Here is a 16,660-nt window from a genome sequence, read left to right as displayed (position 1 = left end):
CGGAAGAGGCGGGCCAGGCCATGGGTGTTCCCTTCACGCACCTCCACGTCGCCTCCGGCTACTCGTTGCGCTACGGCGCCTCGACCCCGGCGGCGCTCGTCGAGGAGGCGGCCGGGCACGGCATGGACGCGCTCGCGCTCACCGACCGGGACGGGCTCTACGGCGCGGTGAAGTTCACCCGGGCCTGCGCTGCGGCGGGGCTGTCCCCGATCCTCGGCGTCGACCTCGCCGTGGAGCCGAGCGGGCTCCTCGACGGGCTGCCCGGCTGGGCGGTCCCGACGGCCCGCCCGGCCGGGCGCACCCCGGTGCGCGGCGGGGCGAGCGTCGACCCGCGGCACCCGCGGGTCACCGTCCTCGCCCTCGCCGCGGACACCGCGACCGGGCTGCCCGTGGCCGCCGGCTGGGGCCGGCTGTGCCGGCTCGTGTCGGCGACCCACCTGCGCGGGGAGCGGGGCCGGCCGGTGGCCACCCCCGACCTCGTCGGCGAGCACGCGACCGACCCCCGCAGCGGGGCGCCCGCCCTCGCCGTCCTCCTCGGTCCCGGCTCCGAGGTCGGCCGGGCGGTGCTCGCCCGACGGCCCGACCTGGCCCGGGCCGTCCTCGACCGCTGGCGTGCCGTGCTGCCCGCCCCGGCGGAGCTCTACGTCGAGGTCGTCTGCCACCACGGCGCGCAGGGCACCCCGGGCAGCGTCGGCCACGCGGCGCGGATGCTCGCAGTGGCCCGTGAGGCCGGCGTGACCGCCGTCCTCACGAACGCCGTCCGGTCCGCGACGCCGGACGGCGCGACGACCGTCGACGTCCTGGACGCCGCCCGCCGGCTCGTCGCCCTCGACACCCGGCACGTCGACCGGGTCAGCGCCGAGGGGTTCCTCGCGCCGGGCGGGCACATGGCGTCCGTCGCCCGCGAGGTCGCCCGGGCGGCGGGGGACGAGGCCGGCGCGGCCGGCCTGCTCGCGGCGACGCAGGCCCTCGCCGACCGGTGCCGGCTCGACGCCCAGGCCGACCTCGGCACCGGCAGCGTCCACCTGCCGGAGGACGAGGTCCTCGGCCTCGGCATCGGGGAGAGCGCGCAGTCCCGGCTGCGCAAGGAGTGCGAGGCCGGGATCGGCCGGCGTTACCCCGGGGCGTCCGCGCAGCGGCTGCGCGCGGTCTCCGAGCGGCTCGAGCACGAGCTGGCGACCATCACGGAGATGGGCTTCCCGGCCTACTTCCTCACCGTCGGCGAGGTGTGCCGGCTCATCCGCGGGATCGGGGTCCGGGTCGCGGCGCGCGGCTCGGGGGCCGGCAGCCTCGTGAACTACCTGCTCGGCATCTCCGGGGTCGACCCGCTGCGGCACGACCTGCTCATGGAGCGGTTCCTCTCCCCGATGCGCGCCCAGCTGCCCGACATCGACGTCGACGTCGAGTCCGCCCGGCGCACCGAGGTCTACGAGGAGATCCTGCGGCGCTTCGGGTCGGAGCGGGTCAGCTGCGTGTCGATGATGGACACCTACCGGGTGCGGCACGCCGTCCGGGACGTCGGCGCCGCGCTCGGCCTCCCGCCGCCCGAGGTCGACGCGATCGCCAAGTCGTTCCCGCACATCCGGGCCCGGGACGTCCGGCACGCGATCCGGGAGCTGCCCGAGCTGCGGGCGTCCGGGCTCGGCGCGGCCCGGCTCGACCTGCTCTTCGACCTCGTCGAGCGGCTCGACGGGCTGCCGCGGCACGTCGCGCTCCACCCGTGCGGCGTCCTGCTCTCCGACCGGAGCCTGCTCGACCGGACCCCGGTCGAGTCGAGCTGGGTCGGGTTCCCCATGAGCCAGTTCGACAAGGACGACGTCGAGGACCTCGGCCTGCTCAAGCTCGACGTCCTCGGGATCCGGATGCAGTCCTCGATGGCCTACGCCCTGCAGGAGGTCGAACGGGTCGACGGTCCCGACGCCCTCGCCGCCGGGCGCCACCCGGAGGTGGCCGCCGACCCGGTGACCGGCTACCTCGACCCGGGTACCGGCCGGATCGACCTCGACGCCGTGCCGCACGACGACGAGGCGACGTTCCGCCTCATCCGCTCGACGCACACCCTCGGGATGTTCCAGATCGAGTCGCCCGGGCAGCGCGAGCTCGTCGGCAAGTTCGCCCCGGAGACGTTCGGCGACCTCATCATCGACATCTCGCTGTTCCGGCCCGGGCCGGTGAAGTCCGACATGGTCACCCCGTTCCTGCGGGCCCGGCAGCGCTGGGACGAGCCCGACTACCTGCACCCGAGCCTCGAGCCGGCCCTCGCCGAGACCGCGGGCGTCGTCGTCTTCCACGAGCAGGTGCTCAAGATCGTCGCGGTCACCGCGGGGTGCAGCCTCGCCCAGGCCGACGAGGTCCGGCGGGCGATGGGCTCGCCCGCGGGCCAGGTGGACGTCGAGGCGTGGTGGCGGCCGCGGGCGACCGCCCTCGGCTACGACGCCGCGACGGTCGACCGGATCTGGGAGGTGCTCAAGGCCTTCGCGTCGTTCGGGTTCTGCAAGGCGCACGCCGCGGCGTTCGCGCTGCCGACCTACCACTCGGCGTGGCTCAAGGCGCACCACCCGGCGGCCTTCCTCGCCGGGGTACTCACCCACGACCCGGGGATGTACCCCAAGCGGCTCATCCTCGACGACGCCCGCAACTTCGGCATCGCCGTCCTGCCGCTCGACGTCAACGTCTCCGACGCGACGTACCGGGTGGAGAAGGTCACCTGGTGGGACGAGCCGCCGCCGCGGATCCTCGACCAGGTCGACGCCCGGCCCTCGCGGGGCACCAGCCCCGACGTGGCCGCGGCCGACGCGGGCCACGACGCCCGGCCCGACGCGCACCCCGACACCCACCCCGACGGGCTCTTCGGCCAGGCACCGGACGACGCGCCCGACGACCCGCCGACCCCGCGGCCGCTGCCCGGGGAGGGGCTGCCCGACGGCCGGCCGTACGGCATCCGGCTCGCCCTCGCCGACGTCAAGGGCATCTCGGAGGCCGAGGTCGCGCGCATCGTCGCGGGCCGGCCGTACCACTCGCTCGCCGACTTCTGGCACCGCGCGCACGTGTCCCGCCCGGTCGTCGAGCGGCTCGTCGTCGCCGGGGCCTTCGACACCCTCTACGGGCTCGGCTCGACCCTGCCGGTCCGGCGGCGCGGCCGGGTGACCCGGCGCGACCTGCTCCTGCAGGTCGCCGAGCTCGAGCGGTGGACCCGGTCGGTGACGAAGGGCCGGCCGGGCACCGGGGCGTCCCGGGGGGCGGCCCGGGACGGGCAGGTCGGGCACGTCGGGCAGGGCGGGCACGTCGGGGACGTCGGGCCCGACGGACCGCACCCGGACGCCGTCCGGGAGGCCGCGGCCCGCCAGTCGCAGGCCCCCCGGACGGCGGCCCCGCCGCAGGACCACTCGGTCCAGCTCGCCCTCGACCTCGGCGACGCCCCGGACGAGACCGTCCGCAGCGGGCTGCCCGAGATGACCGGGGCGGAGCGGGTCCGGGCCGAGCTCGAGGTGCTCGGGCTCGACGCGAGCCGGCACGTCCTCGACTTCTACGTCCCGCTCCTCGACGCGCTCGGGGTGACCCGCTCCGCCGACGTCCTGCGCCGGCGCAGCCGCAGCGAGCTGCTCGTCGCCGGGGTCAAGGTCGCGACCCAGACCCCGCCGGTGCGGTCCGGGCGCCGGGTCGTCTTCCTCACCCTCGACGACGCGACCGGTCCGGTCGACGCGACGTTCTTCGAGGACGCCCAGGGCCCGTACGCCGCGACGGTCTTCCACTCCTGGCTGCTCGTCGTCCGCGGTGTCCTGCGCCGGACCGGCCCGCGCGGGGTGTCGCTGCGGGCGACCGGGGCGTGGGAGCTGCCGGTGCTCTGGGACGCCTGGGTCGAGGGCGGTCTGGAGGCGGTCCGGCGGATCGTCACCGCCGAGCGCTCGTGGGACGACGAGACGACCCAGGCCGCCGTCCGCGGGGCGGCGGCGAGCCGGTCGTCGCGGCCGGTCATGGTCCGCCCGCCGGTCACGACGTTCGGCGGCGGGGTCGTCGTCCCGGTCTCCGACGGCGGTCCGACGGCCGACGAGGAGTACGCCGCCGCGCTGACCCGCACCGGGCTGCCGAGCGGCGACCGGGACGTCGCCCGGCCGGCGGCCGCCGCGGCGGCNCGGGCCGGCGGGATGGGCGGCGGGTCCGGGCACCGCCGGGTGCTCGTCCACGCGAGCGGGTTCCGGCAGTCGCCGTACGCCGACATCAAGCCGCCGGGGGAGAACACCCGGGACACCCGGCGGATGCTCGCCGCCGAAGGAGCCGGCCCGGTCGTCGACGGCGACCGGGGCCGCCGCCCGCTGCGGCCGGGGGAGCGGCCGGCCGGGGGAGACCCGGCAGCCGGCGACCCGGCAGCCGGCGACCAGGCGGCGAACGACCCGGTCACGGCCGGGGGAGACCCGCGCGACGCCGGGGGCGAGCGGCGCCGCCGCAGCGAGCCGCCGCGCAAGCTCTGGCACACGAGCCCGGGGAGCAGCGGCCGGTGAGCGACGACCTGCACCGCGCGGTACCGGCGCGTCCCGCGGGTGTCCCGGTGACCGCGCCGCCGCCGCGGGGCACGCGCTCACTAGGCTGGGAGGCGACGTCCCGACCGTGGACGACGCGACCTCATCCGGGAGACCGACCGTGGCCCCTGACACCGCCCGAGCCCGTCGCTGGGCACTGCGGGGCGACCCGCGCTCGGCGATCCGGACCGCCGTCGTCTGGGAGGTGCTCGACACCCTCGTCGCGGAGCAGGCGCAGGCCGTCGGCCGGGCGTCCCTCGACGTCGTCGACGTCGGCGGCGGCACCGGCGGCTTCGCCGTCCCGCTCGCCGAGCTGGGGCACCGGGTCACCGTCGTCGACCCCAGCCCGGACGCCCTCGCGGCCCTGCGCCGCCGGGCGGCCGACGCCGGTGTGGCCGACCGGGTCCGGGCCGAGCAGGGGGACGCCGGGGCGCTCACCTCGGTCCTGGGGGCCGGGGTCGCCGACGTCGTCCTGTGCCACGGCGCCCTGGAGTACGTCGACGACCCGCACGCGGCCCTCCACGACGCCGTCGACGCGCTGCGGCCCGACGGGCTGCTCAGCGTCCTCGTCGCGCAACGGCTCGGCGCCCTCTTCGCCCGGGCGCTCTCCGGCCGGTTCGCCGAGGCCCGGCGGATCCTTGACGACCCCGCCGGCCGCGGCGGCGACGGTGACCCCATGCCCCGCCGGTTCGACGAGGCCGCCCTACGCGGCCTGCTCGCCGACCGGCCGGCCGCGACCGGTGACGGCTCGGGCGGCGGCTCGGTCGAGGTCCGGCTCGTCCACGGCGTGCGGATCTTCACCGACCTGCTCCCCGGCGCGCTCGTCGACGGCGACCCCGAGGCCGCCCAGGCCCTCCTCGACCTCGAGCGGGCCGCGAGCGAGCACCCCGACCGGGCGGTCCTGTCCGCGGTCGCGGCCCAGCTCCACCTGGTCGCCCAGCGCCGGGCCTGAGGCCACCGGGGGAGGTGCCCCGTGAGCCGCCGCCAGCTCGACCGGGCCGGGCGCCCGGGCGGCTTCGACGACGGCCTCACCGGTGACGACGACGGCTGCACGATCCTCCACGTCGACATGGACGCCTTCTTCGCGTCCGTCGAGCTCATCGACCGCCCCGACCTGCACGGCCTGCCGGTCGTCGTCGGCGGCGGCAGCGGGCGCAGCGTCGTCCTCTCGGCGACGTACGAGGCCCGCCGGTTCGGCATCCACTCGGCGATGCCGATGGGCCGGGCCCGCCGGCTCTGCCCGCAGGCCGTCGTCCTCGAGCCCCGGCACCACCGGTACAGCGAGGTCTCCCACGGCATCATGGAGATCTTCCGCTCGGTGACGCCGGCCGTGGAGCCGCTGAGCCTCGACGAGGCCTTCCTCGACGTCGCGGGCGCCCTCCGCCGACTCGGGCCGCCCGCCGCGATCGGGCAGATCATCCGGGACAGGGTGGCCGACGAGCAGCGCATCACGTGCTCGGTCGGCGTCGCCTCGACGAAGTTCGTCGCCAAGCTCGCGTCCGGGCGGGCCAAGCCGGACGGGCTGCTCGTCGTCCCGCGGGACGAGACGGTGACCTTCTTGCACAGGCTCCCCGTCGGGGCGCTCTGGGGCGTCGGCGAGCGCACCGAGGAGGCGCTCCAGCGGCTCGGGCTGCGCACGGTCGCCGACCTCGCGCACGTCCCGGTGGAGACGCTGCGCCGGGCCGTCGGGGACGCCGCCGGCAGCCACCTGCACGCGCTCTCGTGGGGCCGGGACCCGCGCCCGGTCGTCCCCGAGCAGGTCGAGAAGAGCATCGGCGCCGAGGAGACGTTCGCCCGGGACGTCGACGACACACAGGTCGTCCTGCGCGAGCTGCTGCGGCTGTCCGAACGGGTCGCCGCCCGGATGCGGTCGCAGGGCATGGTCGGGCGCACCGTGAGCATCAAGGTCCGGTTCGCCGACTTCACGACGATCACCCGGGCCCGCACGCTGCCCGAGCGGACCGACGTCGCGCGCACCGTCTACGCCGTGGCCCGCGACCTCTACGCCGCGCTCGGGCTCGACCGGGCCCGGATCCGGCTCGTCGGGGTGCGGGTCGAGGGGCTGGCGGACGCCGCCGGGAGCCACCACCAGCTCGCCCTCGACGAGCGGCCCCAGGGCTGGCGCGAGGCCGAGCAGGCGGTCGACCGGGCGAGCGCGCGGTTCGGGGCGGGCGCCGTCCGGCCGGCGAGCCTCGTGCAGCCGGACGAGTCGGCGTGATCCACCGTCCGGCGACCGTCCAGGCCCGTTCGACGCCGTTTCGCACCGTTTCACCGGGTGGTGCGCCGGGATCCGATGCACCATGCTGCTGATCGGGTGATGTCACGACGAACCTTTCGGACCCCCCGAGCGTCATCAAGTCGAAACACGGGGTTGCCGAGTCATCCTTGGATCGGGTTTCGCGCCGCGCGGCCCGGACTTATCCTGTTTGTATCGCGGACTGCACCTGGGAGGTCGACGTGCCGCTCTCGGACAACGAGCAGCGCCTTCTCGAGCAGATGGAGCGCGCCCTCTACGCCGAGGATCCCAAGTTCGCCTCCACCATGCGCGGTGCCAACCGCCGGGCCGGGGCGGGCCGGAAGATCCTCATCGGTGCAGCGGCGATCTCCCTCGGACTCGTCGGACTGGTCGCCGGCGTCGCGGGCAAGAACTACGTCCTCGCGATCCTCGGCTTCATCTTCATGCTCGCCGGCACGGCGTACGCCGTGTCGAGCCAGCGCAAGGGCGGCCCCGCAGGGGTGGTCTCCGCCGCCGGCACCGTCAAGGGCCGCCCCGTGAAGCGCCGGGGCGGTGGGAACGGCTCGTTCATGCAGCGTCTCGAGGACCGCTGGGACCGTCGCCGCGACCAGAACTGAGCTGACCACCCGGCCGCCTGTCGGCCGGCAGCACGGCACCCAGCCTCGGGAGGGGCCCGCCACCAGGCGGGCCCCTCCGCTGCGTCCGTGCGAGGCTGGGGCCGGGGGAGCCCGGGGAGCAGAGCAGGGCGCCCGTGGGGGTGAGGCCGGGATGAGCACCGTGACGGACGTCGTGCGGTTCGCCGGCGGGTTGTACGCGCAACGCGCCGCGACCGCCTGGCAGGGCTACGGCCGCCGGGACCCGATGGCCCGCCTCATGCTCCGCCCCGGCCGGGTCGACCCGTACGCGGTCTACGAGGAGCTCCGCGCGCACGGCCCGGTCGCCCCGACCCGGCTCGGCAACTGGGTCACGACCGGGCACGCCGTGACGAGCGAGGCCCTGCGGGACCGCCGGCTCGGCGTCCGGGCCCTGGGCATGCCCGACCGCACCGAGGGCATCGACCTGTCGTTCCTCGAGCGCGACCCGCCGGACCACACCCGGCTGCGCCGGCTCGCGGCCCCCGCGTTCACCCCGCGGCGGATGGCCGCCTACCGCACCCGGATCGAGCAGCTCACCCACCGCCTCGTCGACGACGCCGCGACCGGAGGCACGTTCGACCTCGTGGCCGCGCTGGCGGCGCCGCTGCCGATCGCCGTGATCACCGACCTGCTGGGCGTCCCGGACGCCGACAGCGCGCGGTTCGCCCGCTACGGGACGACGATCGGCAGCGCGCTCGACGGCATCCGGTCGCTGCGCCACGCCCGGGACCTCATGACCGCCCAGCAGGCGCTCACCACGCTGCTCGGCGACCTCGTCGTCCGGCGCCGCACCGACCCGGGCGACGACGTCATCAGCCACCTCGTCGCGCACGAGGGCGACGGCATCGAGGCCGCCGAGCTGCTGCCGCTCGTCCAGCTCCTCCTCGTCGCCGGGTTCGAGACGACCGTGAACCTCGTCGGCAACGCCGTCCACGCCCTGCTCGCCGACCGCGACCAGTGGGAGCTGCTGCGCGCCGACCCGGGCCTGGCCGCGGCCGCCGTCGAGGAGACGCTCCGGCAGGACCCGCCCGTGCAACGGACCGCCCGGGTCGCGCACGCCCCGCTCGACCTCGGCGGCGTCCCGGTCCGGCGCGGCCAGTGGGTCGTCGCCCTCATCGGCGCGGCGAACCGCGACCCCGCGGTGCACCCGGACGCGGCCCGGTTCGACCTGCTCCGGACGCCCGCCGTCGAGCACCTCGCCTTCTCGGCGGGAATCCACTACTGCGTCGGGGCGCCGCTCGCCCGGCTCGAGGGCGAGGTCGCCCTCGCGACGCTCGCCGCCCGGCTCGACCTCGAACCGGCCGGCCGGCCCGTCCGCCGCCCGGGGACGACGATCCGCGGGATGCTCCGCCTCCCGGTGCGGGTGCGGGTGCGGCGCGGCTGAGGGGCCGCGGCCGAGAAGCACGCCCGACGACCGAACCCGGGGGACGACCCCCGGGGGCTCAGTCCTCCGGGCCGTCGCCCGGACCGCTGCGCCGCCCGGCCCCGACGCTCTGGCGCACCTGGGCACCGAGCGCCGCCGCCCGCCGTCCGGCCTCGTCGGCCGCGACGTCGGCGCTGCGGGCGATCCCGCCCAGCACCTCGACCCCGGTCCGTGGGAACCAGCGGGCCCGCCGCCGGGCTCCCTTGGGCACCGTGAGGGCGACGCCGTCGGCGACCGTGCGGACGTCCTCGCCCATCTCGTCGGGGTCGCGGCCCGGCGCACCGGGCGGCATGTAGCGGGCCGACTCGACGTCGTCGACGAGCCGGCCGAGCGCCCCGCGCTCGCTGCCGCCGAGGGTGTGGTCGTCGGCGAGCCGGCGCTGCAGGGCGCGCGGCGTCCACGACGAGGCCCACCGGACACCGAGGTCGGCGAGCCGCTCGCGCAGCTCCTCCCACGCGGCCTCCGCGCGTGCGGACGCCGTCACCGCCCGCCGCCAGCGCCGCCGCCGGACGACGGTCGCCGCGAGCAGCGGGACGAGCCCGAGCAGCCCGAGGAGCAGGACGGCGAGGACGACGCGCCACGGGATCGCGGCGAGGACCCGCTCGAGCAGCGGCGTCTGCTCCACCGGGCCGAGGTTCTCGTCCGGGGCGCCGGTGCGCTGCTGCGCGGACGACGCGCTGCTCGACGGCTCCGAGGTCTGCGTCTGCGTCTGCGTCGGCGACTCCTCGGGCTCCTGGACCCCCGTCGTGTAGCCGGGGACCTGGGCGACCCGGCCGGCCGGGGTCGGCTCGAACCGCACCCAGCCGACGCCGTCGAAGTAGAGCTCGGGCCACGCGTGCGCGTCCCGCAGGCTGACGGTGTAGGTGCCGTCCGCGCCCTTGCTCCCGGGCAGGAAGCCGACCGCGACCCGCGCCGGGATGTTCAGCGCCCGGGCCATGACGGCCATCGCCGACGCGAAGTGCACGCAGTACCCGCGCTTGACGCGCAGGAACTGCACGAGCACGTCCTGGCTGCCGTCGTTCGAGCCGGTGCCGACCGGTGCGTTCGTGTCGTACCGGAAGCCGCCGTCCCGGAAGTACTTCTGCAGCGCCGTCGCCTGCTCGTAGTCCGAGCCGTTGCCGGCGACCTGCTTCGCGGTGTCGCGGAGCGTGGCGGGGAAGTCGGCCGGGAGCTTGGTGTACTCGTCGCTGATGCTCTGCGGCGGCAGGCCCGCGGCCTGGAGCTGCTCGGCCGTCGGCTGCACGTCGTAGTAGTAGGCCTCGTACTGCTTGTTGCGGGTGTCCGTGCCGCTGCCGACGACGTTGAGGGTCGAGGCGTCCCAGAGCCAGTCGCCCTCGATGTCGACCTTGTACGCCGGGTAGGGCAGCGGGAGGAAGTTCTGCTTGTAGTCGTTGACCGTCACCGACATCTGGAGCCGCTCGGTGGCGACCGCCGGGGTGAGGCCGGGCGGCGTGCCCATCTGGGTCTGGACCGTGTTGTCCCGCGGGATCTTGCGGTCCGTCGGCGGCTCCCACTTGTCGCCGCGGTACTGGGTGTCGGCGACGATCCGCAGCGGCTCGGGCTGCTGGTCCCCGGAGAGCTTGTACGTCATCACGGTGATGTCCGCGCGGTCGTTGAGGTCCTCGCGGAGGGTGAGGATCGGGTTGACGACGGCGATCTGCCGGTTGCCCTTGCCGTCGCCCGAGCCCGAGCCGTTGCCGAGGATCTGCTCCCCGAGCCCGGGCACGAGCGGCGGTACGAGGACCGCCACGGCGAGCGCCCCGACCCCGATCCGGCGGGCGCCGCTCAGCGGGCCGCCGGCCATGGTCCGGCCCTCGCCGTCCGGCCCGAGGTTGCCCAGGACCCGGCCCCAGCCCCGGATCCGGTCGGTCGCGTCCGCGGCGATGAGGAGCAGGTAGCCGAGCCCGCCGAGGACGAACCAGACCCACGAGACGCCGTCCGGCAGCACCGCCGCCGGGACGCAGTACACGGCGAGCAGCGGCAGGCCCGCGACCGCGGGGCGGCGCAGCGAGACGGCGAGGACGTCGACGACGAGCCCGACGAGGCCGACACCGCCGGCGACGAGCAGGATGAGGCCGCGGGCCGGTTCGACCGGCGGGCCGTCCTGCTCGGTGATCTCGACCCCGGCCCGGACCAGCTCGGCGAGCGCGCGCCACGCCTCCGGCCCGGGGAGCACGCCCCACAGGGCCGCGTTGCGGGCGAACAGCGCCGTCACCGCGAGCGCGAAGGCCGCGAGCTGGGCGAGCAGGACGACGAGCCAGGAGCGGGTCACCTGACGGACGGCGGCGCCGACACCGGCGACGACGGCCACGAGCACGAAGACCGCGACGAGCCAGGCCTTGCCGCGCACGAGCGGGCTCAGCGTGAGCGCCGCGAGCATCGTCGCGAGGACCGACGCGAGGGTGAGCCGGGCCTGGGTCGTCGAGCTCATCGGGATCCTCCTGCGCCGGGGAGCGGGGCGGGCACGGGCGCGAGCCGGAACTCGGTGCCGGGGCGGGCGTCGGCGACCCGGTCCCAGGCCTGCCGCACGGTCTCCTCGGGGCCGGCCTCGGTGACGACCCAGCCGCCGGAGCGCAGCACGGCCGCCGCGCGGCGCCGGTTCTCGTCGGCCTCGCCGCTCGCGCGGTCGGGCGCGGGGCCCCAGGCCGTCGTCCGGAGCAGGATCGCGATCCCGCGGCCGGTCCGGCGGCCCATCATGGCCAGGGCCGTGGCCTCCTCCTCGCCGCACTCGCCGAGCACGGCGACGACGAGCCCGTCGCCCCCGGTGCGGGCCATCGCGGTCACCGCGCCGTTGAGGTCGGGGGCGTCGCCGAGGTCGACGACGGCGAGCTCGTCGAGGAGCTGGCCGGCGCCGTCCCCGCTGTAGGGGCCGGTCCAGCCGGCGGGCCGCTCGTCGACGACGAGCCGGACGCCGTAGCGCTGCCCGGCGAGGTGCACCGCGACGGACGCCGCGGCGCTCACCGCCCACTCGAAGGACGACGCCGGGCCCTCGCCGCGGTGCGCCTGCGGCCGGACGTCGAGCAGGACGGTCGCGCGCATCTGCCGCGGCTGCTCGTCGCGGCGGACCATGAGCTCGCCGCGGCGGGCCGTCGAGCGCCAGTGCACCCGGCGCAGGTCGTCGCCGTAGCGGTACTCCCGGGTCGCGATGTCGTCCTCGCCGCTCGCGGCGGCGCTGCGGGCCAGCGACTCCCCGCTGCCGGACCACTGCCCGCCGGCGGTCACGGGGGACAGCGGCCAGGTCCGCGGGACGACGACGAGCGGGTCGGTCGCGGTGAACGAGCGGGTCAGCTCGCACATCCCGAACGGGTCGGTGAGGCGCAGCCGGAGCGGGCCGACGCTGTAGCGGCCGCGGACCTCCGAGCGCAGCGAGTACGTCACCGCGGCCCGGCGCCCGCCGGGCAGCCGGGCGAGGACGAACCGTGGCGACGGCCCGAGCGAGTAGGGGACGCGGTCCTCGGCGAGCAGGACGCGGGTCGCGAGCCGGGTGAGGTTCTCCAGCTCCAGGCGCACCCGGGCGGTCGTGCCGGCGACGACCCGCTGCGGGGTGATCGTCCGGGTCAGGGCGAGCCGGTACCGCGACCGGCCGAGCACGATCGCGCAGCCGAGCGGCAGGGCGGCGAGCAGGACGGCGACCCGCAGGAGGTCCTGCTGGCCGAGGACGACCGCGCAGACCGCGGCCGCGCCGCCCGCCGCGAGGAAGGACCTGCCGCGGGTCGTGAGCCCGGACAGCGCCGGGCGCAGCCAGGAGCGCAGGTCGGTCATCGACGTCCCCCGGGTGCGCTGGTCGGTGCACTCATCGTCGACACGGTGCCATCCCTTCCTGTGAGCCCGTCGGCCGGCCGGGCGTCACGCGGTCGCGCGCGACCTCGGGATGGCGACGTGCGCGAGCAGGCCCGAGAGGACCTCCTCGGGAGAGCGCCGGGCGAGCTGGGCGTCCGCGCTCGGCAGCAGCCGGTGCGCGAGGACGGGGTGCACGAGCTCCTGGACGTCGTCCGGCAGGACGTGCTGACGGCCCTCCATCGCGGCGTGCGCCTTCGCGGCCCGCAGCAGGTGCAGGGCCGAGCGCGGCGAGGCGCCGAGGCGCAGGTCCGCGGTGGACCGGGTCGCCCGGACGAGCGAGACGACGTACTCCTTGACGGCGTCCGAGGCGTAGACCGCCCGGGCCGTCGCGATGAGCCGGCGGACCAGCTCGGCGTCCGCGACCGGGGCGAGCGCCGACAGCGGGTCGTGCTCGCCGTGCCGCTCGAGCATGTCGACCTCGGCGGCGGCCGACGGGTAGCCCATCGACAGCCGGGCCATGAAGCGGTCGCGCTGCGCCTCGGGGAGGGGGTAGGTGCCCTCCATCTCGACGGGGTTCTGGGTCGCCATGACGATGAACGGCGGCTGGAGCCGGTACGTCGTGCCGTCGACGGTGACCTGCCGCTCCTCCATGCACTCCAGGAGGGCGGACTGGGTCTTCGGCGAGGCCCGGTTGATCTCGTCCCCGACGACGACGTTCGCGAAGACGGCGCCCGGCTTGAACTCGAAGTCCTGCCGCTCCTGGTTGTAGATGCTCACGCCGGTGACGTCGCTCGGCAGCAGGTCGGGCGTGAACTGGATGCGGCGCACCGAGCAGCCGACGGCCCGCGCCAGCGACTTGGCGAGCATCGTCTTGCCGACGCCCGGGACGTCCTCGAGGAGCAGGTGCCCCTCGGCGAGCAGGACGGTCACCGACAGGCGGACGACGTCGGGCTTGCCCTCGACGACGGTCTCCACGGCGGCGCGGATGGCACCGGTCGCGCGGACGAGGTCGTCGAGCGACATGGGGGCAGGTGTGCTCACACCGTCTCCTTCTGCTTCGTGCCCAGCGGCGTGACCCACAGTCTCTCAGGTGGCAGCCCGGCGTCATCCCTGACAACGGCGCGACCGCGGCGTTCGTTCACGGGCGGCTCCGCCGGGCGTGGAGTCCGGGCAGAGGACGCCCGTCCCGGCCACCGGGTTGCGTCGATCCGTCGTCGATCCTCCCCGATCTTCTCCGATCCCGACGAATCGGCCCGGGCACGCGCCGCCCCCGGAGCCCCCCACTTCGCCCCACGAACCGGCCGGGGAGCCCCCACCGGGCCCCCGACGGGCCCGCCGGCGTCCCGGTTCGCCCAGATCGCCCCGCCCTGGCATGGGCCGGACGGCTGACACCCCCCACCTGCGCACCACCCCTCTGACCTGCGCGGATGCCGCCCGCAGATCCAGATCGGGGGCGTTTCATCGTTGACCGTGGGGGAAAGTGGAGTACTGTGGGGGGCGTTGGAGCGGAATGGCTCGTCCAGCGATCGAAGGCCACGGTCGCCGGCGGGACCGGAGGGAGGCGGCCGTGTTCCTCGGCACGCACACCCCCCGGCTCGACGAGAAAGGGCGGCTGATCCTTCCGGCGAAGTTCCGCGAGCAGCTCGAGCGCGGCGTCGTGGTGACGAGGGGGCAGGAACGCTGCCTCTACGTCTTCCCGGTCGCCGAGTTCGAACGGCTCGCAGGGCAGCTCAGGCAGGCACCGGTGACGAGCAAGCAGGCGCGCGACTACCTGCGGGTCTTCCTCTCCGGGGCCAGCGACGAGCAGCTCGACCGGCAGGGGCGGGTCACCATCCCGCCGCTCCTGCGCAGCTATGCGGGTCTGGAGCGCGACTGCGCCGTCATCGGTGCCGGTGAGCGGGTCGAGATCTGGGACCTCCAGGCCTGGGAGACCTACCTGTCCGCATCCGAGGAGGCGTTCGCCGAGCAGACCGACGAGGTGGTCCCCGGCCTGTTCTGACCACCCGGCACCACGGCACGACCCGCACGACCCGACTGATCCGGCCGCGAGGTCTCCAGCCGCCCGTGACGTCCTGACTCACCTTCCCCGGTGTCAGGCCGTCAGGGCGGGCGGATGGGGACCTGGCGGCCGGGCCGTACCCGGGCAGCCCTCCGGCGATGTTCCGCGACACGCCGGCGGGGACGACGAGCAGGTCGTCGAGCAGGACGACGAGCACGACGAGGCGCAGCACGACGAGGTCCCGGTCCACCGGGGGAGGAAAGGGTCGAGATGACGGGCAGCGGGGGTGACGCGCGCGACCGGCACGTGCCGGTGCTGCGCGACCGCTGCGTCGCCCTGCTCGCCCCGGCCCTCGCCGCGCCGGGCGCCGTCGTCGTCGACGGCACGCTCGGGATGGGCGGCCACAGCGAGGCCCTCCTCGAGGCCTGCCCGCAGGCGGTGCTCGTCGGCATCGACCGCGACCCCGACGCCCTCGAGCTCGCCGGCCGGCGGCTCGCGCCGTTCGGGGAGCGGGTGCGCCTCGTGCACGCGGTCTACGACGAGATGCCCGCCGTCCTCGAGCGGCTCGGGCTCGGCCCGGCGCAGGGCGTGCTCCTCGACCTCGGCGTCTCCTCGCTCCAGCTCGACGAGGCGGACCGCGGCTTCGCCTACAGCGTGGACGCCCCGCTCGACATGCGGATGGACCAGACGACCGGGCCGACCGCCGCCGACGTGCTCAACACGTACGAGGTGCGCGACCTGGCCCGGGTCATCTCCCGGTACGGCGAGGAGAAGTTCGCCCGCCGGATCGCGGAGAACGTCGCCCGGGCCCGCGCCACCAGCCCGTTCACGACGAGCGCCCGGCTCGTCGAGCTCATCCGGGACAGCATCCCCGCGCCGGCCCGGCGCACGGGCGGCAACCCGGCCAAGCGCACCTTCCAGGCCCTGCGGATCGAGGTGAACCGCGAGCTGGAGGTCCTCGAGCGCGCGGTGCCGGCCGCGCTGGACTCCCTGGCCGTCTCCGGCCGGGTCGTCGTCATGGCCTACCACTCGCTCGAGGACCGCATCGTCAAGCACGCCCTCGCCGACGGGGCGCGCAGCACCACGCCGCCCGGCCTGCCGGTCGAGCTGCCCGAGCACGCGCCCGTGCTCCGGCTGCTCACCCGCGGGGCGGAGACGGCGACGGAGTCGGAGATCGCGGCCAACCCCCGCGCGGCGTCGGTGCGACTGCGCGCCGCCGAGCGGGTCAGGGCCGGCCGGGGGGGTGCGCCCGCCAGGGGGCGCACGCACACCAGAGGGGATGCAGCATGAGCCAGTCCACCGCCGTCCGGATGCCGACGCGCCACGCGCGGCCGGCGGCCCGACCGGTCCCGGCGCCGCCGCGGCTGCGGGTCGTCGCAGCACCGGCGCACACCCGGTCCCGGGCGGGCGCCGTCGTCGCGTGCGCGACGCTGCTCGTCGCCGGGCTCGTCACCCTGCTCCTGGTCCAGATGAGCCTCGAGCGCGGGGCCTACGCCCTGCAGCGCGCGCAGAGCCAGGCGCGCGTCCTCGGGGAGCAGCAGCAGGCGCTCCAGGAGGAGCTCGAGCGGCTCCAGGCCCCGCAGAACCTCGCGGCCCAGGCGAGCAGGTACGGCATGGTGCCGGCGCCGAACCCGGCGTTCCTGCGGGCCTCCGACGGCAAGGTGCTCGGCGTGCCTGCTGCTGGCGTAGCCAAGCCGTCACCTACGGTGAAGAAGCCTGCGGTGGCCACGCCGACCCCGTCGGCGAAGGGCTCGGCGGGGGCGAAGAGCGGGGCGAAGCCGGGGACGAAGCCGGCCGCCACGTCGACGGCGAAGGCCGGTGGCACCGCGGCGAAGAAGAGCACGAAGCCGGCCACGAGGTCCGGCACCGCGACGGCGAAGGCGACGAGCAAGCCCACGAACTGACGACGGGCGCCGGGAGGCGCGAATGACGGCCGCCCCGGCGGCCACACTCCAGGCCAGGAGGCGACCGGTGGCGGACGGGACACGGGGGACGGGACCGCGCGACGCGCGCGGTGCCGCGCCTGCTGCGCGGCGTACGACGACGCGCCGGCCGGCGCGTCGTCGTACG

General features: G+C 76.2%; 10 protein-coding genes and 2 pseudogenes. 9 read left to right on the top strand and 3 right to left on the bottom strand.

Features of this window, described 5'->3' with window-relative positions:
- Window positions 1-20: 20 nt before the first annotated feature.
- The 6 genes and pseudogenes from EDJALFJO_RS26590 to EDJALFJO_RS26570 form a co-directional block, all read left to right on the top strand.
- Window positions 21-4,132, top strand: a pseudogene (locus EDJALFJO_RS26590) (DNA polymerase III subunit alpha); the annotation flags it as partial.
- A gap of 1 nt (window position 4,133) precedes the next feature.
- Window positions 4,134-4,499 (top strand): annotated as a pseudogene (locus tag EDJALFJO_RS35815) (hypothetical protein); the annotation flags it as partial.
- 139 nt (window positions 4,500-4,638) lie between these two features.
- A complete protein-coding gene (locus tag EDJALFJO_RS26585) occupies window positions 4,639-5,469 on the top strand; it encodes a bifunctional 2-polyprenyl-6-hydroxyphenol methylase/3-demethylubiquinol 3-O-methyltransferase UbiG (protein ID WP_233150046.1) in 831 nt (276 codons plus the stop codon).
- 21 nt (window positions 5,470-5,490) lie between these two features.
- Window positions 5,491-6,735, top strand: a complete 1,245-nt coding sequence (locus EDJALFJO_RS26580; RefSeq protein WP_088289346.1) for a DNA polymerase IV — start codon at window positions 5,491-5,493, stop codon at window positions 6,733-6,735.
- Window positions 6,736-6,974: 239 nt separating this feature from the next.
- Complete coding sequence (locus EDJALFJO_RS26575) at window positions 6,975-7,370, top strand: DUF3040 domain-containing protein (RefSeq protein WP_088289345.1); 396 nt, start codon at window positions 6,975-6,977, stop codon at window positions 7,368-7,370.
- 151 nt (window positions 7,371-7,521) lie between these two features.
- On the top strand, window positions 7,522-8,772 hold the full coding sequence (locus EDJALFJO_RS26570; protein ID WP_088289344.1) for a cytochrome P450: 1,251 nt from the start codon (window positions 7,522-7,524) through the stop codon (window positions 8,770-8,772).
- 58 nt (window positions 8,773-8,830) lie between these two features.
- Here the strand turns inward: EDJALFJO_RS26570 and EDJALFJO_RS26565 are convergent, their stop codons facing one another.
- The 3 genes from EDJALFJO_RS26565 to EDJALFJO_RS26555 form a co-directional block, all read right to left on the bottom strand.
- On the bottom strand, window positions 8,831-11,242 hold the full coding sequence (locus EDJALFJO_RS26565) for a DUF3488 and transglutaminase-like domain-containing protein (protein ID WP_088289343.1): 2,412 nt from the start codon (window positions 11,240-11,242) through the stop codon (window positions 8,831-8,833).
- The gene (locus tag EDJALFJO_RS26560; RefSeq protein WP_088289342.1) at window positions 11,239-12,573 is read right to left on the bottom strand and encodes a DUF58 domain-containing protein; all 1,335 of its coding nucleotides are present in this window, start codon (window positions 12,571-12,573) and stop codon (window positions 11,239-11,241) included. Before EDJALFJO_RS26560 ends, EDJALFJO_RS26565 begins: the two co-directional genes overlap by 4 nt.
- An 84-nt stretch (window positions 12,574-12,657) precedes the next feature.
- The gene (locus tag EDJALFJO_RS26555; protein ID WP_088289341.1) at window positions 12,658-13,614 is read right to left on the bottom strand and encodes a MoxR family ATPase; all 957 of its coding nucleotides are present in this window, start codon (window positions 13,612-13,614) and stop codon (window positions 12,658-12,660) included.
- A 544-nt stretch (window positions 13,615-14,158) separates the two neighbouring features.
- Here EDJALFJO_RS26555 and mraZ point away from each other — a divergent pair.
- The 3 genes from mraZ (at window position 14,159) to EDJALFJO_RS26540 (ending at window position 16,494) form a co-directional block, all read left to right on the top strand.
- On the top strand, window positions 14,159-14,590 hold the full coding sequence (mraZ, locus tag EDJALFJO_RS26550; RefSeq protein ID WP_088289340.1) for a division/cell wall cluster transcriptional repressor MraZ: 432 nt from the start codon (window positions 14,159-14,161) through the stop codon (window positions 14,588-14,590).
- 270 nt (window positions 14,591-14,860) lie between these two features.
- On the top strand, window positions 14,861-15,880 hold the full coding sequence (gene rsmH, locus EDJALFJO_RS26545) for a 16S rRNA (cytosine(1402)-N(4))-methyltransferase RsmH (protein WP_088289339.1): 1,020 nt from the start codon (window positions 14,861-14,863) through the stop codon (window positions 15,878-15,880).
- Window positions 15,877-16,494 carry a hypothetical protein gene (locus EDJALFJO_RS26540; RefSeq protein WP_088289338.1) on the top strand — a complete coding sequence of 206 codons (618 nt, stop codon included), beginning with the start codon at window positions 15,877-15,879 and terminating at the stop codon, window positions 16,492-16,494. The genes rsmH and EDJALFJO_RS26540 overlap by 4 nt, the downstream gene beginning before the upstream one ends.
- Window positions 16,495-16,660 lie beyond the last annotated feature (166 nt).

Source organism: Kineosporia sp. A_224 (genome assembly GCF_002198655.1).
Lineage (GTDB): Bacteria > Actinomycetota > Actinomycetes > Actinomycetales > Kineosporiaceae > R-H-3.
This window is presented reverse-complemented; position numbering and strand designations above follow the sequence as displayed.

Coding starts and splice junctions, on each gene's coding strand:
- EDJALFJO_RS26565 (WP_088289343.1), bottom strand. CDS start 11,242: ATGAGCTCGACGACCCAGGCCCGGCTCACCCTCGCGTCGGTCCTCGCG.
- EDJALFJO_RS26540 (WP_088289338.1), top strand. CDS start 15,877: ATGAGCCAGTCCACCGCCGTCCGGATGCCGACGCGCCACGCGCGGCCG.
- EDJALFJO_RS26570 (WP_088289344.1), top strand. CDS start 7,522: ATGAGCACCGTGACGGACGTCGTGCGGTTCGCCGGCGGGTTGTACGCG.
- EDJALFJO_RS26560 (WP_088289342.1), bottom strand. CDS start 12,573: ATGACCGACCTGCGCTCCTGGCTGCGCCCGGCGCTGTCCGGGCTCACG.
- rsmH (WP_088289339.1), top strand. CDS start 14,861: ATGACGGGCAGCGGGGGTGACGCGCGCGACCGGCACGTGCCGGTGCTG.
- EDJALFJO_RS26555 (WP_088289341.1), bottom strand. CDS start 13,614: ATGTCGCTCGACGACCTCGTCCGCGCGACCGGTGCCATCCGCGCCGCC.